Source organism: Enterobacter cloacae complex sp. FDA-CDC-AR_0132 (assembly GCF_003010695.1).
GTDB classification, from domain to species: domain Bacteria; phylum Pseudomonadota; class Gammaproteobacteria; order Enterobacterales; family Enterobacteriaceae; genus Enterobacter; species Enterobacter ludwigii.
On record NZ_CP027618.1, the window covers coordinates 2,963,390 to 2,982,862 of the forward strand.

General features: G+C 54.9%; 19 protein-coding genes. 1 reads left to right on the forward strand and 18 read right to left on the reverse strand.

Features of this window, described 5'->3' with window-relative positions:
- Positions 1-15: 15 nt before the first annotated feature.
- From lipB to leuS, 12 genes are all read right to left on the reverse strand, one after another.
- A complete protein-coding gene (gene lipB / locus AM379_RS14225; protein WP_020885000.1) occupies positions 16-657 on the reverse strand; it encodes a lipoyl(octanoyl) transferase LipB in 642 nt (213 codons plus the stop codon).
- A 95-nt stretch (positions 658-752) separates the two neighbouring features.
- A complete protein-coding gene (gene ybeD, locus AM379_RS14230) occupies positions 753-1,016 on the reverse strand; it encodes a DUF493 family protein YbeD (RefSeq protein ID WP_003858718.1) in 264 nt (87 codons plus the stop codon).
- 105 nt (positions 1,017-1,121) lie between these two features.
- Positions 1,122-2,333, reverse strand: coding sequence for a D-alanyl-D-alanine carboxypeptidase DacA (dacA, locus tag AM379_RS14235; protein ID WP_014169116.1), 1,212 nt, complete (start codon positions 2,331-2,333; stop codon positions 1,122-1,124).
- A gap of 139 nt (positions 2,334-2,472) precedes the next feature.
- Positions 2,473-3,585 (reverse strand): endolytic peptidoglycan transglycosylase RlpA, encoded by a 1,113-nt coding sequence (gene rlpA / locus AM379_RS14240; RefSeq protein ID WP_032677680.1) that lies wholly within the window; start codon positions 3,583-3,585, stop codon positions 2,473-2,475.
- Positions 3,586-3,601: 16 nt separating this feature from the next.
- Positions 3,602-4,714: a peptidoglycan glycosyltransferase MrdB gene (mrdB, locus tag AM379_RS14245; RefSeq protein ID WP_014169118.1), complete on the reverse strand. Its 1,113-nt coding sequence runs from the start codon at positions 4,712-4,714 to the stop codon at positions 3,602-3,604.
- Positions 4,715-4,716: 2 nt separating this feature from the next.
- Positions 4,717-6,618: a peptidoglycan DD-transpeptidase MrdA gene (gene mrdA / locus AM379_RS14250; RefSeq protein ID WP_014169119.1), complete on the reverse strand. Its 1,902-nt coding sequence runs from the start codon at positions 6,616-6,618 to the stop codon at positions 4,717-4,719.
- A gap of 28 nt (positions 6,619-6,646) precedes the next feature.
- Positions 6,647-7,114 (reverse strand): 23S rRNA (pseudouridine(1915)-N(3))-methyltransferase RlmH, encoded by a 468-nt coding sequence (rlmH, locus tag AM379_RS14255; protein WP_003858701.1) that lies wholly within the window; start codon positions 7,112-7,114, stop codon positions 6,647-6,649.
- 3 nt (positions 7,115-7,117) lie between these two features.
- Positions 7,118-7,435, reverse strand: a complete 318-nt coding sequence (rsfS, locus tag AM379_RS14260) for a ribosome silencing factor (RefSeq protein ID WP_003858696.1) — start codon at positions 7,433-7,435, stop codon at positions 7,118-7,120.
- A gap of 270 nt (positions 7,436-7,705) precedes the next feature.
- Entirely contained in the window at positions 7,706-8,371 is a 666-nt protein-coding gene (gene nadD, locus AM379_RS14265; protein ID WP_025204673.1) for a nicotinate-nucleotide adenylyltransferase, read from the reverse strand.
- Positions 8,364-9,395: a DNA polymerase III subunit delta gene (gene holA / locus AM379_RS14270; protein WP_032677681.1), complete on the reverse strand. Its 1,032-nt coding sequence runs from the start codon at positions 9,393-9,395 to the stop codon at positions 8,364-8,366. Before holA ends, nadD begins: the two co-directional genes overlap by 8 nt.
- Positions 9,395-9,964 (reverse strand): LPS assembly lipoprotein LptE, encoded by a 570-nt coding sequence (gene lptE / locus AM379_RS14275; protein ID WP_032677682.1) that lies wholly within the window; start codon positions 9,962-9,964, stop codon positions 9,395-9,397. Before lptE ends, holA begins: the two co-directional genes overlap by 1 nt.
- A 14-nt stretch (positions 9,965-9,978) precedes the next feature.
- Positions 9,979-12,561 carry a leucine--tRNA ligase gene (gene leuS / locus AM379_RS14280; RefSeq protein WP_032677684.1) on the reverse strand — a complete coding sequence of 861 codons (2,583 nt, stop codon included), beginning with the start codon at positions 12,559-12,561 and terminating at the stop codon, positions 9,979-9,981.
- Positions 12,562-12,775: 214 nt separating this feature from the next.
- Here leuS and AM379_RS14285 point away from each other — a divergent pair, with 214 nt between their 5' ends.
- A complete protein-coding gene (locus tag AM379_RS14285) occupies positions 12,776-13,258 on the forward strand; it encodes a zinc ribbon-containing protein (protein ID WP_025204671.1) in 483 nt (160 codons plus the stop codon).
- Positions 13,259-13,337: 79 nt separating this feature from the next.
- Here AM379_RS14285 and rihA read toward each other — a convergent pair whose 3' ends face one another.
- From rihA to lnt, 6 genes are all read right to left on the reverse strand, one after another.
- Positions 13,338-14,282, reverse strand: a complete 945-nt coding sequence (gene rihA / locus AM379_RS14290; protein WP_032677685.1) for a pyrimidine-specific ribonucleoside hydrolase RihA — start codon at positions 14,280-14,282, stop codon at positions 13,338-13,340.
- Positions 14,283-14,402: 120 nt separating this feature from the next.
- The gene (locus AM379_RS14295) at positions 14,403-15,128 is read right to left on the reverse strand and encodes an amino acid ABC transporter ATP-binding protein (protein ID WP_014169127.1); all 726 of its coding nucleotides are present in this window, start codon (positions 15,126-15,128) and stop codon (positions 14,403-14,405) included.
- A complete protein-coding gene (gene gltK / locus AM379_RS14300) occupies positions 15,128-15,802 on the reverse strand; it encodes a glutamate/aspartate ABC transporter permease GltK (RefSeq protein WP_014169128.1) in 675 nt (224 codons plus the stop codon). The genes AM379_RS14295 and gltK overlap by 1 nt, the downstream gene beginning before the upstream one ends.
- Entirely contained in the window at positions 15,802-16,542 is a 741-nt protein-coding gene (locus AM379_RS14305) for an amino acid ABC transporter permease (protein WP_020884992.1), read from the reverse strand. The genes gltK and AM379_RS14305 overlap by 1 nt, the downstream gene beginning before the upstream one ends.
- 155 nt (positions 16,543-16,697) lie before the next feature.
- Entirely contained in the window at positions 16,698-17,603 is a 906-nt protein-coding gene (locus AM379_RS14310; RefSeq protein ID WP_158701853.1) for an amino acid ABC transporter substrate-binding protein, read from the reverse strand.
- Between the two features lie 331 nt (positions 17,604-17,934).
- The gene (gene lnt / locus AM379_RS14315; protein ID WP_032677686.1) at positions 17,935-19,473 is read right to left on the reverse strand and encodes an apolipoprotein N-acyltransferase; all 1,539 of its coding nucleotides are present in this window, start codon (positions 19,471-19,473) and stop codon (positions 17,935-17,937) included.

Genomic DNA, 19,473 nt, shown 5'->3' on the forward strand with positions numbered 1-19,473 from the left:
ATGATGCATGATATATTAAGCAGTGATATATTCGTAAGATGGATTGTTAAGTAGGGCTAAAACGTTCTTCAAAAGCACAGGACGAATATTCTCTGGCGTTGCGCTTTCAACCCACTGGCGCATTTGCGTCATCTCCATTCCGGCGTAGCCGCAGGGGTTTATGCGCTGGAAAGGGGTAAGATCCATATTAATATTCAGTGCTAGCCCGTGGAAGGAGCAGCCTTTGCGGATACGCAGCCCCAGTGAGCAAATCTTACTTTCTCCCACATAGACGCCCGGCGCATCGGCACGCGGATGGGCTTCAATACCGTATTCCGCCAGCGTGTTAACCACGGTTTGTTCCAGCAGGGTAACCAGTTCGCGAACGCCGAGCTTTCTGCGCTTCAGGTTCAGCAGAACGTACATCACCTGCTGCCCAGGCCCATGGTACGTGACCTGCCCACCGCGATCGCTTTGAATTACCGGGATATCTCCCGTCATCAATAAATGTTCCGCTTTTCCCGCCTGTCCCTGTGTAAATACCGGCAGGTGTTCGACCAGCCAGATCTCATCAGGGGTGGTGTCATCGCGTGAATCGGTGAAATCATGCATGGCCTGGGAGACAGGCTCGTAAGGTTGCAGCCCGAGATGACGGACAAGAATTTTATCCTGATACAAAAGGACGTCTCCGAAGACGAGGGACAAAAGGTGAGGGAGAGTATATCACAAGCGGGGAGGCGGGTTACCCGGCAAACCGGGTAACCGCAGAGGGACTACAGCACCATACGAACAATTTCGATATTGCCGAGCTCTTCGTACAGCGTCTCAACCTGCTCAATGTGGGTTGCGGTAATGGTAATAGATACCGAGTGGTAGTTGCCCTTGCTGCTTGGTTTTACTGACGGAGAGTAGTCACCCGGCGCATGGCGCTGTACCACTTCAACCACCTGATCAACCAGCTCAGGTTTCGCCAGACCCATTACTTTGTAGGTAAACGGGGTAGGGAATTCAAGCAGTTCGTTAAGTTTGGTTTTCATGTCAGCTCCGGCGTAACGTCAAAAAGAATAACTCCCACGACAGGTGGGAGTTATCAGGATATCTAGTATATGGGGATCAAAATCACACTTTCAAGTGTTCAATTTTTAGCCAAACCAGTGATGGAACATCAATTTAATGTAATCAATGATTTTGCCGAAGAAATTGCCTTCCGGGATTTCTTGCAGAACAACCAGTGGACGCTGATCGATGGTTTTACCATCCAGCTGGAAGTTGATGGTGCCCACCACCTGGTTTTTCTGCAGTGGCGCGTGCAGCTCAGTGGTGTTCAGCACGTAGCTGGCTTTCAGATCTTTCATGCGACCACGAGGAATGGTCAGGTACAGATCTTTATCCACGCCAAGGGAAGCACGGTCGTTATCACCGAACCAGACTGGCTCCGAAGCAAACTCTTTACCGGCTTTCAGCGGGTTCACGGTTTCGAAGAAACGGAAGCCCCAGGTCAGCAGTTTCTTGCTTTCTGTCTCACGACCTTTGAAGGTACGACCGCCCATCACGGCAGAGATCAGACGCATCTGACCTTCGGTGGCAGAAGCAACCAGGTTGTAGCCAGCTTTATCGGTATGGCCAGTTTTGATGCCGTCAACGTTCAGGCTGTTATCCCACAGCAGGCCGTTACGGTTGGTCTGACGGATACCGTTGAAGGTGAACTCTTTCTCTTTATAGATGGAGTATTCGTTCGGCACGTCACGGATCAGCGCCTGACCAATCAACGCCATATCACGTGCGGAGCTGTACTGACCATCTGCGTCCAGACCATGTACGGTCTGGAAATGGCTGTTCTTCAGACCCAGCGCGGTGACGTAGCTGTTCATCAGACCGACGAAGGCATCCTGGCTTCCCGCGGCGAAATCGGCCATTGCCACGCACGCATCGTTACCGGATTGCAGGTTAATACCACGGATCAGCTGAGAAACAGGAACCTGCATGCCCGGTTTCAGGAACATCAATGATGAACCTTTAAATACCGGGTTGCCGGTTGCCCACGCATCGTTACCGATGGTGACCAGATCCGTTTCTTTGAACTTCCCTGCTTTCATGGCCTGGCCGATAACGTAGCTGGTCATCATTTTGGTCAGGCTGGCCGGATCGCGGCGGGCGTCGGCATTCTGTTCAGCCAGCACTTTGCCAGAGTTGTAGTCGATCAGGATATACGATTCCGCGTCGATTTGCGGAACGCCAGGGATCATGGTCTTGATATTCAGGTCATCGGCGTGAGCTGCAGAGAGAGCAGTTGCGCAAAGGGCCGTGGTCAGCGCCATGCGCTGCACAAAACGAGCAGAAAAAGTGGTCTTCATGGTCAGAACAACGACATCCGTGATGGAATTAAAAAAAGTGCCTTACTATAGCAAATGCTATTCAGGCAGGCATCCGACTTTAAGCATGAGTTTGTGAATGTGTTTTACACAAATTGACACTTTGGATGCCGCCAGTTCATTATTTCGCAACAGCGATAAATGATTGTAGTTGGGCTTCATTTTGCAGGCGCTGCTGCAGAGACGCTGCTTGCGATTTGCTGGCAAACGGCCCCATCTGAATACGCCATACTGCGCCGTTTTGCGCAACGCGTCCCGGAACACCAAACTGCTGGCTCAGACGCTGTTGATACTGCTGCGCCCGGGCCTGATCGCTTACCGCCCCAACCTGAACCACAAAGCCGCCGCTGGCCGCCGCTGGAGCCGCAACCGGTGTGCTTTGCGCCGTCGCCGGAGCCGTTACGGGCGCAGGCTGTGTGGCAGGAGCGGCAACAGGAGCCGGTGCTGGCGTAGGTTCGCTGCCTTCCAGCACGCCGGTGGCTAACGTTGTCGGCGCGCCCAGGAAGCCGCTACTCTTTACCGGCGCACCCGTCGTGTCTTCGCTCTGCAGCGTATCATTGCTGATTGGGCGCACTTCTCCTGCTGGCTGAGAAGGCTCTGCCGGAGAAGAGACGCTTCCCATGCCGCCGTCCAGGTTCGGGCGGTCGGGAAGGGCGTAAGTCTGTTTCGCCACCGTCGTACACGCGGTACCTGGCCCGGAGAGGGTGCCATCCTGCGCCACGATAATCGGGTCAATACGGACTTTGGTATTGTTCGAGGTGTTCAGGCGGTCTGCAGCCGCGCGTGACAGGGAGATCACCCGGTCGTTACCGTAGGGACCACGATCGTTAATGCGTACCACGATCATACGACCATTCGCCAGGTTGGTGATACGGGCGTAGCTCGGGACAGGCAGGGTCGGGTGAGCCGCCGTCAGTTGCATCGGATCGAACGCTTCGCCGGTCGCCGTCAGGTTGCTGCCTGGCTCGGCATCATAAATGGCGGCAAAGCCAGCCTGGCTAAAGCGGGAGGGATCCTGAACAATTTTGTAGCTTTTGCCGTCGCGCTCGTAATCCTGATTCGCGCTGGCATTGAGCGGTTCATAAACGGGATCGGCACCGCTGATTTCAACGATCGGGCCATTACAAACCGCAGGCTGCGGCGGCGCGACGGTTGCCTGTTGCTGACCATCATCACTTGTGCAGGCCGCAAGTAAACTTGCCGCAATGCAGATCCCCAGCCACTGCTTACGCATTCCGATCCCCTTATTTTTATACGCTTTTTGACAACATTTTTCTGTGGGTATGGATCGACATCACGATACCAAACCCGGCCATCAACACGATCAGTGCCGAGCCTCCGTAGCTCACCAGCGGGAGCGGGACGCCAACAACCGGCAGAATACCACTCACCATACCAATATTTACGAAGACATAAACGAATAAAATCAGCATCAACCCGCCTGCCATCACGCGGCCAAAGGTGGTTTGCGCACGTGCGGCGATCCACAGCCCTCGCATGATCAACAGCACATACAGCGCCAGCAGAATCAGGATGCCAACCAGGCCCAGCTCTTCCGCCAGAACCGCAAAGATAAAGTCGGTGTGGCGTTCCGGTAAGAACTCCAGCTGGGACTGGGTGCCGTGCAGCCAGCCTTTACCGCGCAGGCCGCCGGAACCGATCGCAATCTTGGACTGAATAATATGATAGCCCGCACCCAGCGGATCGGTTTCCGGATCGAGCAGCATCATGACGCGTTGTCGCTGGTAATCATGCATCAGGAAGAACCAGAGAATCGGGATGAATGCTGCCACCAGCACGACTGCAATGCCAATCAGACGCCAGCTTAAACCCGACAGGAACAGGACAAACAGGCCGGAGAGGGCGATAAGAATCGAGGTGCCGAGGTCAGGCTGCGCCGCAACCAGCAGCGTCGGCAGGAAAATCAGCACCAGCGCAATGGCGGTATTTTTCAGCGAAGGCGGGCAGACGTCACGGTTAATAAAACGCGCCACCATCAAGGGAACCGCTATTTTGGCTATTTCAGAGGGCTGGAAGCGGACAACGCCCAGATCCAGCCAGCGCTGCGCGCCTTTAGAGATGGCCCCAAAGGCATCTACCGCAACCAGCAGCACAATACAGAATATGTACAGATACGGTGCCCAGCCTTCATAGACCCGTGGCGGGATCTGCGCCATGACCACCATAATGACCAGACCCATCGCGATCTGGCCGATTTTGCGCTCCATCATGCCGATGTCCTGGCCGCTGGCGCTCCAGATAACCAGGGCGCTGTAAACCAGCAGAGCCAGCAGGATCAGCAGCATGGCTGGGTCGATGTGGATTTTATCCCACAGCGATTTCTTATTTGGATTATCCGTCATGATTATTGGTCCTCCGCCGCAGCGGCGGCCGGGTTTTCAGCCGGCAGTTCGGTGTTGTTATCACCCAGCATAATGTGGTCGAGGATCTGGCGCATGATGGTCCCCACGGCCGGACCTGCGCCGCCGTTTTCCAGAATCATCGCCACCGCAACCTGCGGGTTATCATAAGGGGCAAAGGCCGTCATCAGCTTATGGTCACGCAGACGTTCAGCAATGCGGTGCGCGTTATAGGTTTCATTGGCTTTCAGACCGAAGACCTGCGCAGTACCGGATTTGGCGGCCACTTTATACGGTGTGCCGGCGAAATACTTATGTGCGGTCCCGTTCGGGCGGTTCGCCACGCCGTACATACCGTCTTTGGCAATTTCCCAGTAACCGGAATGAATGTCACCCACCGGGGCTTCATGCGGCTGGATCCACGGCACTTTTTTGCCGTCTTCAACCGTACTTTGCAGCAGGTGCGGAACTTTCACTACGCCATCGTTGATGAGGATCATCATCGCTTTGTTCATCTGAATCGGGGTCGCCGTCCAGTAGCCCTGACCGATACCCACCGGAATGGTATCACCCTGATACCACGGCTTCTTAAAGCGCTTCAGCTTCCACTCACGGGTTGGCATGTTACCGGAACGTTCTTCTGAAAGGTCAACGCCGGTGTAATGTCCGTAACCGAATTTGCTCATCCACTCTGACAGGCGGTCAATGCCCATGTCATACGCAACCTGGTAGAAGAAGGTATCCGCAGACTCTTCCAGCGATTTGGTGACGTTGAGGTGACCATGACCCCATTTTTTCCAGTCGCGATAGCGTTTTTCAGAGCCTGGTAATTGCCACCAGCCCGGGTCAAACAGACTGGTATTGCGGTTGATGACGCCCGCGCTCAGCGCAGAGACCGCCACGTACGGTTTTACCGTTGACGCTGGCGGGTAAACCCCTTGTGTGGCGCGGTTCACCAGCGGCGTATTCGGGTCATTGAGCAGACCGGAATAGTCTTTGCTGGAGATACCATCGACAAAGAGGTTCGGATCGTAGCTTGGCATGGACACCATCGCCAGAATGCCGCCGGAACGCGGATCGGTGACGACAACGGCAGCACGGCTGCCCGCCAGTAAGGTTTCAATATACTGCTGCAGCTTGAGGTCGAGCGTCAGGTAGACGTCATGCCCCGCCTGCGGTGGCACTTCTTTGAGCTGGCGAATGACGCGGCCACGGTTGTTAACTTCAACCTCTTCATAGCCGGTCTGCCCGTGCAGGACATCTTCGTAGTAGCGTTCGATCCCCAGCTTACCGATATCGTGCGTCGCCGCGTAGTTCGCCAGTTTGCCGTCTTTATCGAGGCGTTCAACGTCTTTATCGTTGATCTTGGAAACGTAACCAATGACATGCGTCAGCGCGGAACCGTAAGGGTAGTAGCGACGCTTGTAACCTTTCACTTCCACGCCGGGAAAACGATACTGGTTCACGGCAAAGCGGGCCACCTGGACTTCCGTCAGGTTCGTTTTAACCGGGATTGAGGTGAAACGGTGGGAGCGGGCACGCTCTTTTTTGAACGCGGCGATATCATCGTCGGTCAGATCGACAACGCCTTTTAGCGCTTCAAGCGTATCCTGCACATTATCGACTTTTTCCGGCATCATTTCGATTTGATAAATGGTGCGGTTTAACGCCAGCGGAGTGCCGTTACGGTCGTAGATAATGCCGCGGCTGGGCGCGATGGGCACCAGCTTGATACGGTTTTCGTTTGAACGCGTCTGATAATCGGTAAAGCGGACAATTTGCAGATTATAGAGGTTGGCGATCAGCACGCCGGTAAGCAGCAAAATCCCCGTAAAGGCGACCAGCGCCCGGCGCACAAACAGCGCGGACTCAGCCGTATAGTCGCGAAAAGAATTCTGTAGTTTCATCCGCTGCTTAATCTACCCTGGTCAGTCACTACTCGCGGTGATATGGGTGGTTGGTAGTAATGCTCCACGCGCGATACAGGCTTTCTGCCACCAGTACCCGAACGAGCGGGTGGGGAAGCGTCAGCGCGGAGAGAGACCAACTTTGTTCTGCCGCCGCTTTGCAGGCAGGAGATAACCCTTCAGGCCCGCCAATCAACAGACTGACGTCACGACCATCCTGCTTCCAGCGCTCCAGTTCGTGCGCCAGCTGCGGCGTATCCCAGGGTTTACCTGGAATATCGAGGGTGACGATGCGGTTTTTGCCTGCGGCAGCCAGCATCAGCTCTCCCTCTTTATCGAGAATACGTTTGATATCGGCGTTCTTGCCGCGTTTCCCGGCGGGAATTTCCACCAGTTCGAACGGCATGTCTTTTGGAAAACGACGCAGATATTCAGTAAAACCGGTTTGTACCCAGTCCGGCATTTTGGTGCCGACGGCGACCAGTTGCAACTTCACGCATTAACCCCAGAGTTTTTCCAGCTCATACAGGCGACGGCTCTCTTCCTGCATGACATGGACAATCACATCGCCGAGATCGACAACCACCCAGTCAGCGGTCGCTTCACCTTCAACGCCAAGCGGTAACAGGCCTGCTGCACGCGATTCCTGAACAACGTGGTCGGCAATCGAAACAACATGACGCGTTGAAGTACCGGTGCAGATAATCATGCAGTCGGTGATGCTGGATTTACCCTTAACGTCGATAGCGATGATGTCCTGACCTTTCAGGTCATCAATTTTGTCGATAACAAAATCCTGGAGTGCTTTACCCTGCAAGTTTTCCCCCTGGGGTGAATGAGATTGTATAACTATGAATTCGTGGCCAGACAGTATACCTGAACTGACGCCAGTGTCGGGACAAATGTCTCCGGCCGGGCTTTTGAAGGCGGGTATCATCCCACCCTCCGCCTGAGATTGCATCGCCATTTTTGTAAAACAATTTCTGTAAAGCAATGATCGGCGGGAAAGTCTGGCAGCGGAGGATAACAGTATGGCTTACCCTGTCAAGGCAGGATAATCATTACGCCGCTTTTTCATGCGCCCCCGCTATGCGTCTGCGCTTTTCTGATACAACCCATGCGCGTGAATGTAGTCCAGCACAGCTGATGGCAGCAGATCGTCACAGGCTAATCCCTGCTGCAGACGCTCGCGAATGAGGGTCGCAGAAATATCGAACCACGGCGTCTCTGCCAGATAAATCTTCCCGGCAGGTTGGTTGTGCAAGTCTTCAATATTGTCTGTGAGATGCGCCTCAAGCCACTGCTGATACTGCTCTTCTCGCATGGTCAGCGGATAGCCCGGACGGCGACAGACAAGCAGGTGGCTGTTTTCCAGAATCGTTTCATACTGGTGCCAGGTGGGAAAATTGAGCAGGGAGTCCTGACCAATAATAAAGGCCAGCGGAGTGTCCGGCCCTTGCTCGGCTCGCCACTCCTGCAGCGTTTGCGACGTCCAGGACGGTGTGTCGCGGCGCAGTTCTCGCTCATCAAGGCTAAAAAGCGGTTTATCCGCGATGGCCAGAGTGAGCATCTCTTTTCTCTGCTCGCTGCTTGCCTCAGGTTGCGGACGGTGCGGCGGCACATTATTGGGCATGATGATTACGCGCTGAAGGCCGATCAGATTCGCCAGAATTTCAACCGGCTTCAGATGTCCGTAATGGACCGGGTCGAAGGTGCCACCGTAGAGGGCCTGTAAAGAATGCATACTATCCATCGATAAATACGTCTGCCAGCGCCTTATGGCAGAGCAGCAGAGAGAGACTTTCCAGCTCCGCCCAGACCGACTGACCATAATCTTGTTTCAACGTAAGCTCAGCGCGCATCAGAAGCTGCACGGCTTGACGCAGCTGTTCATGACTCAGGCGGTTGATGGCCTCGGTGGTCATCGCCCGACGGTTTTGCCACACCCGATGTTTATCAAACAGCGAACGTAATGGCGTATGTGCAGACTGACGCTTGAGGGTAATCAGCAGTAATAATTCACGCTGAAGAGTGCGCAGCAAAATAACCGGTTCGCTACCTTCCAGGCGCAGCTGTTGCAATATATGCAGGGCGCGTTTGCTTTTCGCTGCCAGCAGTGCATCCACCCAGTGGAAGGGCGTAAAGTGCGCGGCATCGTTAACGGCCTGCTCCACGCGTGGCAGTGTCAGCTTACCGTCTGGCCAGAGCAGGGAGAGCCTGTCCAGCGCCTGCGCCAGTGCCAGCAGGTTACCTTCATAGCAGTAGCAGAGAAGCTGGTTTGCGGCGTCGTCCAGCTGAAGATTGTTTTGCTTCGCTCTTGTCGCGACCCATTTTGGCAGATGGGATTGTTCAGGCGTCTGACAGGTCACCATAACCGCATTGGCCGCGAGCTGGGTAAACCAGGCCGCGTTTTCCTGCGCTTTGGTGAGCTTGTTGCCGCGCACAATAAACAGCAGATCGCTGTGCAGCAGACTGACCAGCGTTGCCAGCTGTTCATTGATGGCCGCGTTAGGGCCATTCTCCGGCAGCAGGATCTGGATGGTCTGGCGCGATGCAAAGAGGCTCATCGCCTGGCAAAGCGAGAAGAGGGCATTCCAGTCGGTATTGTTATCCAGCTGGACGGTGTGGTGTTCATCAAAGCCCTGACCGGCCGCCGCCTGTCGGACGGCATCCAGGCTTTCCTGAAGTAATAGCGGATCGTTTCCGAGAAGCAGATACGCCGCGCGCAGCCCTTCATTGAGCTGCGCGCGGAGTTGTTCAGGATACAGCCTGATCATCAGTTACCCATGGAGGCAGAAACAGGAGGCGTGGTGGCATCCGGTTTTTCGATGATGTCAGAACCCTGTTTCGTTGACGCGGCAACGCCCGGCAGCTTACGGATCAACTGCTCTGCGGCTTTGTCGTACATTTCTTTGATGATAATCTGCTGCTCGGCGTCTTTTGCCAGAGCCGTCTGCGGGTTATCGAAGAACGAACGGTACACTTTCGTGCTGATTGGGTAGATGTCTTTACCCGGGATCAGGACGGCGGCATTAACCGACAGGACCATCTGATACTCCGCGGTACGGCCGTCCTGGAAAATGGACGCCGTGTCTTGAGCTAAGGCTGAGCCCAGAACGCGCAGGGATGGAACATCCTGACGTAACGTTCCTTTCTCTATCAACTCAACATCGTTAAGCCGCAGCTGGTTTCGAATTGCCCGGCTTAGTGGACCATTCGGATCTGATGAGTCGAAAATCATCGTTTTCATTTCAGCAGGCACTGCCGTGGTATTGCGCAGATGCCAGCCACAACCAGCGGTGACAAGCACCGCCAGAGATAAGAGTATTGTTGCCAGTTGTCGCACGTTTCCTCCCGCGCTTAGCCAACGACCAGATTCAGCAATTTACCCGGTACGTAGATCACTTTACGTACGGTAACGCCCTCAAGATATTTCGCAACCAGATGTTCCTGGCCTGCGCGTTCGCGAACCTGTTCTTCGGTAGCATCGACCGCCACGGTAATTTTACCGCGAACTTTGCCGTTAACCTGGACCACAACCAGCGTGGTGTTTTCCACCATCGCGGATTCGTCAGCCACTGGCCACGGTGCGTTGTCGATATCGCCTTCGCCTTTCAGCTCCTGCCAGAGGGTGAAGCTGACGTGCGGGGTGAACGGGTTCAACATGCGAACGACGGCCAGCAGCGCTTCACGCATTAAGGCACGATCCTGCTCGCCGTCCTGCGGGGCTTTTGCCAGCTTGTTCATCAGTTCCATAATAGCCGCAATTGCGGTATTGAAGGTCTGACGACGACCAATATCATCGGTCACTTTTGCAATCGTTTTATGAACATCACGACGCAGCGCCTGCTGATCGTCAGTCAGTGCCGCGACGTTCACTGCCGGAGCATCACCCTGAGAGGTGTGCTCGTAAACCAGTTTCCAGACACGCTTCAGGAAGCGGTTAGCCCCTTCAACGCCCGATTCCTGCCATTCCAGGGTCATGTCAGCCGGAGAGGCAAACATCATAAACAGACGCACGGTATCTGCGCCGTAACGCTCAACCATCACCTGAGGGTCGATGCCGTTGTTTTTAGACTTCGACATCTTGCTCATGCCGGTATAAACCAGTTCATGACCTTCGGCGTCTTTCGCCTTCACGATACGACCTTTCTCGTCGCGCTCAACGATCGCGTCAACCGGAGACACCCAGTTACGCTCGCCGTTCGCCCCGACGTAGTAGAAGGCATCGGCCAGCACCATGCCCTGACACAGCAGCTGTTTTGCTGGTTCGTCAGAGTTGACCATGCCTGCGTCACGCATCAGCTTGTGGAAGAAGCGGAAGTAGAGCAGGTGCATGATGGCGTGTTCAATACCACCGATGTAGATGTCCACAGGCAGCCAGTAGTTTGCTGCATCGGAATCCAGCATGCCTTCCTGATACTGCGGGCAGGTGTAACGCGCGTAGTACCATGACGATTCCATAAAGGTATCAAAGGTGTCAGTTTCACGCAGCGCTGGCTGGCCGTTAACGGTCGTTTTTGCCCACTCAGGATCGGCTTTGATTGGGCTGGTGATACCGTCCATGATCACATCTTCCGGCAGGATCACCGGGAGTTGATCTTCTGGCGTTGGCATCACGGTACCATCTTCCAGCGTCACCATTGGGATAGGTGCTCCCCAGTAGCGCTGGCGAGAGACACCCCAGTCGCGCAGGCGGTAGTTGACTTTACGCTCACCGACGCCCAGCGACGCTAACTTGTCGGCAATCGCGTTGAAGCCATCTTCAAAGCTCAGACCGCTGAATTCACCCGAGTTGAACAGGGTGCCTTTTTCGGTCAGGGCTTGTGCGGAGAGGTCTGGCTCAGAACCGTCAGCCGCGAGGATGACAGGCTTGATGGTCAGGCCATATTTGGTGGCAAATTCGTAGTCACGCTGATCGTGGCCTGGAACGGCCATGACGGCACCCGTACCGTACTCCATCAGCACGAAGTTGGCTGCCCAGATAGGGATTGCTTCGCCCGTCAGGGGATGGATAGCCTTAAAGCCGGTATCAACGCCTTTCTTCTCCATCGTCGCCATGTCGGCTTCGGCCACTTTGGTGTTGCGGCATTCGTCGATAAAGGCCGCCAGTTCCGGGTTGTTTTCCGCGGCTTTCTGCGCCAGCGGGTGACCAGCGGCCACGGCCAGATAGGTCGCACCCATGAAGGTGTCCGGACGGGTAGTGTAGACGGTCAGGGTCCGATCGTCGTTCTCAACGTTGAAGGTGATCTCCACGCCTTCTGAACGGCCGATCCAGTTACGCTGCATAGTCTTGACGGTATCAGGCCAGTGATCCAGATTATCCAGATCGTTCAGCAGCTCGTCAGCGTAGGCGGTGATTTTGATAAACCACTGTGGGATCTCTTTACGCTCAACTTTGGTATCACAACGCCAGCAGCAGCCGTCGATAACCTGCTCGTTCGCCAGTACGGTCTGGTCGTTCGGACACCAGTTAACGGCAGAGGTCTTCTTGTACACCAGGCCTTTTTTGTACAGCTCGGTGAAGAATTTCTGCTCCCAGCGGTAGTATTCCGGGGTGCAGGTCGCCAGCTCGCGGCTCCAGTCATAGCCAAAGCCCAGCATTTTGAGCTGGTTTTTCATGTACGCGATGTTGTCGTACGTCCACGGGGCAGGTGCTGTGTTGTTTTTGACCGCCGCGCCTTCTGCAGGCAGACCAAACGCATCCCAGCCAATAGGCTGCAGGACGTTTTTGCCGAGCATACGCTGGTAGCGGGCAATCACATCACCAATGGTGTAGTTACGCACGTGGCCCATGTGTAGTCGACCAGAAGGATAGGGAAGCATCGACAGGCAGTAATACTTCTCTTTGCTCTCGTCTTCGGTTACTTCAAAGGTGCGCTTCTCGTCCCAGTGTTGCTGGACTTTTGATTCTATCTCTTCCGGGCGGTATTGCTCTTGCATGGCAGCCAGTGGTCCTGTTTTCAATACAGCTACAAATGTAGCCAATGGATGTGGTAATTCAGATCCGCATAGCATAGCCCAAACGCCCGCGCCAAAACAGCCTTTCGCACAAATGCGCGCGTGAGGAATTTGTCGGGTCTGTGGTTCACCTGGCAAAGCGGTGGCGAAATAAGGTCTATTATTAGAGTCAGTTACTTACCCGGGAGGCAAAATGATGAACAAGGTTGCTCAATTTTACCGAGAACTGGTGACAACACTGACGGAACGGCTGCGTAACGGCGAGCGTGATATCGATGCGCTGGTGGAACAGGCGCGGGCCCGCGTGACGCAAACGGGTGAGTTAACGCGAACCGAAGTGGAAGAGGTGACGCGCGCCGTACGCCGCGACCTGGAAGAGTTTGCGCGAAGCTACGAAGAGAGTCAGAACGAGGTTACCGACAGCGTTTTTATGCGGGTAATTAAAGAAAGCCTGTGGCAGGAGCTGGCGGATATCACCGATAAAACGCAGCTGGAGTGGCGTGAAGTCTTTCAGGATCTCAACCACCACGGGGTCTATCACAGCGGAGAAGTGGTCGGGCTGGGGAATCTGGTGTGCGAGAAATGCCATCACCACATTGCGGTCTATACGCCGGATGTGTTGCCGCTGTGTCCAAAGTGTGGACACGATCAGTTCCAGCGTCGGCCGTTTGAGCCCTAAGTAAAAGCCGCCCTCTGCCAGCAGGTCAGAGGGAGAGCATCAGGCCACAGAGCAGTCTACCATGCCCGGTGGCCATCGCTTACCGGGCCTGGCTGTAATAGTTGAGTCTTTCCGCCAGCAAATCCACGAACGCTTCCCGGTCGATATCCACCATTAGCGTGGTGTTGGGGTGATTGCCCGTCAGCGAATAGTAGTCCACCACCGTCATACCCTGAGTGTATTTCCCCTGGGTTTCCACGCCCACCCACCGTTCTACCGTGGTAAACATCTCCGGTTTGAGCAGCCAGGCAATGGTGCACGGATCGTGCAGCGGCGCGCCGTGAAAACCCCATTTCTCGGCTTTGTGATACGCCATAAAGAAGTCCAGCAACTCTGCGACGGTTGTCGCCACCGGGTTGCCAATGGCACGAAAGCGCGCAATGTCGTGCGCCATTATTTGTGCGCGATGGGTGACGTCCAGGCCGGCCATGACAATCGGCAGGCCAGACTGGAAGACAATCTCTGCGGCTTCCGGATCGACAAAAATGTTGAACTCCGCCGCTGGCGTCCAGTTCCCGAGTCCCATTGCGCCGCCCATGATCACGATTCGGGCGATTTTACTGTGCAATTCCGGATGGCTGTTGAGCAGCAGCGCAACGTTGGTTTGCGGGCCGGTGGCCACCAGTGTGACCGGTTCCGCGCTTTCACGCAGCACTTTCGCCATCAGCTCTACGGCGGTGCAGGGTTGCGCTTCAAACCCCGGTTCGGGCAGTGCCGGGCCATCCAGCCCACTTTCACCGTGCACGTTGTCGGCAATGATCAGATCGCGCATGAGCGGTTTGACGGCACCACCGGCGACCGGTATATCGGTGCGTTTGAGCAACGTCAGCATACGCAGGACGTTACGCAGCGTTTTCTCCGGGGTCTGGTTTCCGGCAGAGGACGTGACGGCTTTGACGTCCAGTTCAGGGGAGGCAAGTGCAAGGACGAGGGCGATCGCGTCATCATGACCCGGGTCGCAATCGAGAAGGATAGGTTGTGCCATAGCGTGCTCCATACGTAGCATTATTTTGTGACAAGGTTAACGCTGCAATGTGACGCCGACGAGAAGAAGAGAGCTAAAGCGTGAAGCAGTGCGCAATCCGCAGATTGCGCACCGGGGAGATTAGTGCAGGATTTTGGCGAGGAAGTCTTTTGCTCGCTCGGATTTTGGATTGGCGAAGAACTCTTCTTTCGGCGAGTCTTCAACAATCTTCCCTTCGTCCATGAAGATCACGCGGTTCGCCACTTTGCGGGCAAAGCCCATTTCGTGGGTCACCACCATCATCGTCATCCCTTCGTGCGCCAGCTCAACCATTACGTCCAGCACTTCGTTGATCATCTCGGGATCGAGAGCAGAAGTCGGTTCATCAAACAGCATGGCGACCGGATCCATACACAGGGCCCGGGCAATAGCCACACGCTGCTGCTGACCGCCAGAGAGCTGCGCCGGGAATTTATCAGCATGCGCAGAGAGCCCCACGCGTTCCAGCAGCTTCAGACCTTTATCGCGCGCGAGCTTTTTATCGCGTTTCAGCACTTTTACCTGCGCCAGCGTCAGGTTCTCGATAATGGAGAGGTGCGGAAACAGCTCAAAGTGCTGGAACACCATGCCGACGTGGGAACGCAGCTGAGCAAGGTTGGTTTTCCTGTCATTGACTTTGGTGCCGTTGACGAGGATCTCTCCTTGCTGCACCGGCTCCAGGCCGTTAACGGTTTTGATCAGCGTGGATTTACCGGAGCCGGATGGCCCACATACCACCACCACGTCACCTTTTTTCACTTCGGTTGAGCAGTCGGTCAGCACCTGAAAGTGCCCATACCATTTAGAAACATTTTTCAGGGAAATCATTATACAGTCCTTTTCTTCAGCCAGCTGACCAACAGCGACGCGCTTAAACTAATCACAAAATAGACGCCACCCGCGAAGAGCACCATTTCGACCTGCGTACCGTCACGTTCACCGATGGTAGACGCGGTACGGAAGAAGTCTGCCAGGCTCAATACGTAGACCAGAGAGGTATCCTGGAACAGTACGATGCCCTGGGTCAGCAGGAGGGGAACCATGGCGCGAAACGCCTGCGGCAGAATAATGAGCTGCATGGATTGCCAGTGCGTCATCCCCAGCGCCAGCGCGGCGCTGGACTGCCCACGGGAAATACTCTGAATACCCGCTCGGATAATCTCTGAATAGTAGGCAGCCTCAAACATTGAGAACGCGACCATCGCGGAGATCAGGCGGATATCGGTTTTCGGCGACAGCCCCAGTACGTTTTGCAGAAAGCCGGGAACAATCAGGTAAAACCACAGCAGTACCATCACCAGGGGGATGGAGCGGAAAACGTTAACGTAGGCCGTGGCAAACCAGGCGAACGGTTTAAAGGCCGACAGGCGCATGACCGCCAGCAGGGTGCCCCAGACGATACCCACCACAATAGCAATCACGGTGATTTTTAAGGTGATCAGCAGACCATCCAGCAGGTAAGGCATGGATGGAACGATAGAACTCCAGTCAAATTCGTACATTATTTGCCCCCCAGATTGCCCGGCAGGCGGATTTTGCGTTCAACCAGGTTCATCACCAGCATGATGAAAGTGTTAATCAGAACATAGGCGAGTGTGATCGCCGTGAAGGATTCCCACGCGTGGGCGGAATAATCCAGCAGCTTGCCCGCCTGTGCGGCCATATCCACCAGACCGATGGTCGAGGCGATGGCCGAGTTTTTTACCAGGTTCATCATCTCAGACGTCATCGGTGGAACAATGACGCGGTAAGCGTTAGGCAGCAGTACATAGCGGTAAGTTTGTGGCAGCGTCAGGCCCATCGCCAGACCAGCATTTTTTTGTCCGCGCGGCAGTGACTGAATGGCGGCACGTACCTGCTCGCAAACGCGCGCGGCGGTGAAGAGCCCCAGGCAGAGCATGGAGGAGACAAAGAACTGCACGTTCGGATCCAGTTCCGACTTAAACCACATGCCAATATTTTCCGGCAGCAGTTCCGGGACGACCAGATACCAGGTGAAAAATTGCACAATCAGCGGAACGTTACGGAACAGTTCCACATACAGGGTGCCGAGAGATGAGAGAAAACGGTTAGGCACGGTGCGCAAAATACCGAACAGTGAACCGACAAGAAACGCGATAATCCACGCCGTGATCGATAAGGCGACGGTAACCTGAAAACCGCTCCACAGCCAGCCAAGATAGGTGGTGTTGCCGAACGGGGCTTGTTGCAGGAATATGCCCCAGTTCCAGTCTATTGACATAATAAACTCCAGAAAAAAAAGGGTAGCAGCGCTACCCTCGAAGATTGGTGAGAAGCTCATTTTTCGCGCTGAGTGGGGAACGACCACTCAACGTATAGTCTGTCCATGCTTCCCGACAATCGAGAGGGCAGGAGATCCCGCCCCTGTTGTTCTAATTAGTTAAGAGCCTTGTCGTTTGGTGATTTGAACAGCGCTTTCATGTCGTCAGACAGTTCGAAGTTCATGTTAAGATTTTTGGGTGGAATCGGGTTCTTGAACCATTTATCGAACCATTTTTCCGCTTCACCGGAGGTCTGAACCTGAGCGATGGTGTCATCGATCAGCTTCTTGAACTGCGGATCGTCTTTACGCAGCATACAGCCGTACGCTTCTTTAGATTGCGCCGTGCCGACGATATCCCAGTTGTCTGGTTTCTTCGCTTTTGCACGTTCGCCTGCCAGCAGGGCATCATCCATCATAAACGCCACAGCACGGCCACTTTCCAGGGTACGGAAAGAGTCGCCATGATCTTTCGCGCTGATGATGCGCATATCCATTTTCTTCTCGTCGTTCAGCTTGTGCAGCAGCACTTCGGAAGTGGTACCGGAGGTAACAACGACGGCTTTGCCTTTCAGGTCCGCAAAGTCTTTGATCACGCCGCCTTTCTTGGTCAGCAGGCGGGTGCCCACGACGAAGATGGTGTCAGAGAAGGCAGCCTGTTTCTGACGCTCAAGGTTGTTGGTGGTGGAACCGCACTCAAAATCGAACGTGCCGTTTTGCAGCAGTGGAATACGGTTTTGTGAAGTGATTGGAATCAGCTTCACCTGCAGGTCAGGTTTGTTCAGCTTTTTCTTCACAGCTTCAACGATAGCGTTGGAGTAATCCTGTGAATAGCCCACGACTTTTTGCGTGTTGTCGTAGTAAGAGAACGGGACAGAAGATTCACGGTGGCCGACCACGATCACGCCGTTTTTGGCAATCTTGTCGAGAGTGCTCCCGGCAGCCGGAGCATCTTCAGCGTGAACGACGCTTGCCGACATCCCCATAACCAGCATTGCTGTGGCCAGTTTACGTAATTGCATACCCAACTCCTTTCTTATCAGCGCCAGTGACGCATTGATACCCATTGTGATGTTGTTATATCTCGCGCTATGCGAGTGCAGTGTTATGCAAGCTTGTTAACATTTAGTCTGGCTTAATGTAAAGATTTTGCTGCGTTATTGTTTATTTTTGCGAAGCGCGCCGCACCAATCAGAGGCAAATATCTCTCGTTGCACCGTTTCGGTGCTACCGGTGATCTACGCTGGTGCGACGAAGTTGCACGTTAAGCCAAACTGCGTTTACGTGGGGAAATAAAGCAAGAGACGTGCCAGAAATGCCCTCTCCCAACGGGAGAGGGGAAGGGAGGGGAAATTATCGACGACGCTGACGCAAGCTCATCAGCACCGCGCCAAATCCGAACAGCGCGGTCAGGATCCACAGCGGCCAGTTGCCGGTGCGGGCATAAGGCGTCAGGCCCGTCGCAGGCGTGACGTTGGTCGTCAGCACTTCACGGGTGAATTGCGGGATCATGGCCTGGATTTCGCCCTGCGGGCCAATCACGGCGGTAATGCCGTTGTTGGTGCTACGCAGCAGCGGGCGCGCCAGCTCCAGGGAGCGCATCCGCGCCATCTGGAAGTGCTGCCACGGGCCAATCGACTTACCAAACCAGGCATCGTTGGAGATAGTCAGCAGGAAGTCAGTGTCCGGACGGAAGTTATCGCGCACCTGCTCGCCGAGGATAATTTCGTAGCAGATGGCCGCCGTCAGGGCAAAACCGTGCGCATGCAGCTGGGGCTGAACGTACGGGCCACGGCTGAATGAGGACATCGGCAGGTCAAAGAACGGTGCTAACGGGCGCAGAATGGACTCCAGCGGTACAAATTCGCCAAACGGTACCAGGTGATTCTTGTTATACCGGTCAGTGGAGTTGTAGCTGTATTCGCTGTCTTTACCCAGCGTAATGATGGTGTTGTAGGTGTCATAGCGGTTCTGCTGATTCAGACGCGCATCGACAATCCCGGTAACCAGCGTACTGCCGCGAGCCAGCAGTAGATCGTTCATCATGTTCAGGAACGGCTGCTGGTTAATTTCCAGATCCGGAATCGCCGACTCTGGCCAGATGATCAGCTGCGATTTACCCATGACCGCCTCGGTGGCGTTAGCGTAGATCTTCAGCGTGTTCAGCAGCTCTTTCTCGTCCCATTTCATTGACTGAGGGATATTCCCCTGCACCATTGAAACCTGCGTGGTGCGCTCTGGCACCAGGCTGTACCACTGGATATAACGCAGTGGGAAAGGCAGGGCAAACAACACCAGCGCCACGACCAGCGTCTTCCAGCTATGTGTGACCAGCGCCAGGACCAGCAGTCCGCTCACCACCATCAACAGGAAGTTAATCGCTTCAACGCCCATTACCGGAGCAAGCCCCTTTAGCGGGCCATCAATCTGACTGTAACCGAACTGCAGCCACGGGAAGCCAGTCAGTACCCAGCCGCGAAGGAACTCGGTAATTTGCCAGACAACCGGCGCAGCAATGGCAACGCGCAGCCAGGTGGTTTTTGGCCACAGGCGAGAAAGGATACCCGCGAACAGACCGGTATAGAGCGAGAGATAAGCGGCCAGCAGCACCACGAGGAAGACGTTAACGGGTCCTGGCATACCGCCAAACTGGGCGATGCTGACATAGACCCAGTTGATGCCGGAGCCAAACAGCCCCAGTCCCCAGAAGTAGCCAATCGCTGCCGCCTGGACGGGACGACGATTCAGGGTTAAACCCTGAAGTCCCATCAGGGAGAGAATGGCTGCAGGCCAGATATCGTAAGGAGAAAAAGCCAGCGTTCCGCTGGCTCCGAGTAACAGCGCCAGCAGCAGACGTACGCGCTGGCGTTCAAGTAATGGGGCAAATGCCAT

Excerpts from the sequence above, each read along its gene's own strand:
- AM379_RS14285 (WP_025204671.1), top strand. The coding sequence starts at position 12,776 with ATGAACAAGGTTGCTCAATTTTACCGAGAACTGGTGACAACACTGACG.
- mrdA (WP_014169119.1), bottom strand. The coding sequence starts at position 6,618 with ATGAAACTACAGAATTCTTTTCGCGACTATACGGCTGAGTCCGCGCTG.
- rlpA (WP_032677680.1), bottom strand. The coding sequence starts at position 3,585 with ATGCGTAAGCAGTGGCTGGGGATCTGCATTGCGGCAAGTTTACTTGCG.
- lnt (WP_032677686.1), bottom strand. The coding sequence starts at position 19,473 with ATGGCATTTGCCCCATTACTTGAACGCCAGCGCGTACGTCTGCTGCTG.
- leuS (WP_032677684.1), bottom strand. The coding sequence starts at position 12,561 with ATGCAAGAGCAATACCGCCCGGAAGAGATAGAATCAAAAGTCCAGCAA.
- dacA (WP_014169116.1), bottom strand. The coding sequence starts at position 2,333 with ATGAAGACCACTTTTTCTGCTCGTTTTGTGCAGCGCATGGCGCTGACC.
- gltK (WP_014169128.1), bottom strand. The coding sequence starts at position 15,802 with ATGTACGAATTTGACTGGAGTTCTATCGTTCCATCCATGCCTTACCTG.
- holA (WP_032677681.1), bottom strand. The coding sequence starts at position 9,395 with ATGATCAGGCTGTATCCTGAACAACTCCGCGCGCAGCTCAATGAAGGG.
- ybeD (WP_003858718.1), bottom strand. The coding sequence starts at position 1,016 with ATGAAAACCAAACTTAACGAACTGCTTGAATTCCCTACCCCGTTTACC.
- AM379_RS14295 (WP_014169127.1), bottom strand. The coding sequence starts at position 15,128 with ATGATTTCCCTGAAAAATGTTTCTAAATGGTATGGGCACTTTCAGGTG.
- AM379_RS14305 (WP_020884992.1), bottom strand. The coding sequence starts at position 16,542 with ATGTCAATAGACTGGAACTGGGGCATATTCCTGCAACAAGCCCCGTTC.
- mrdB (WP_014169118.1), bottom strand. The coding sequence starts at position 4,714 with ATGACGGATAATCCAAATAAGAAATCGCTGTGGGATAAAATCCACATC.
- nadD (WP_025204673.1), bottom strand. The coding sequence starts at position 8,371 with ATGGATAGTATGCATTCTTTACAGGCCCTCTACGGTGGCACCTTCGAC.
- rihA (WP_032677685.1), bottom strand. The coding sequence starts at position 14,282 with ATGGCACAACCTATCCTTCTCGATTGCGACCCGGGTCATGATGACGCG.
- AM379_RS14310 (WP_158701853.1), bottom strand. The coding sequence starts at position 17,603 with ATGCAATTACGTAAACTGGCCACAGCAATGCTGGTTATGGGGATGTCG.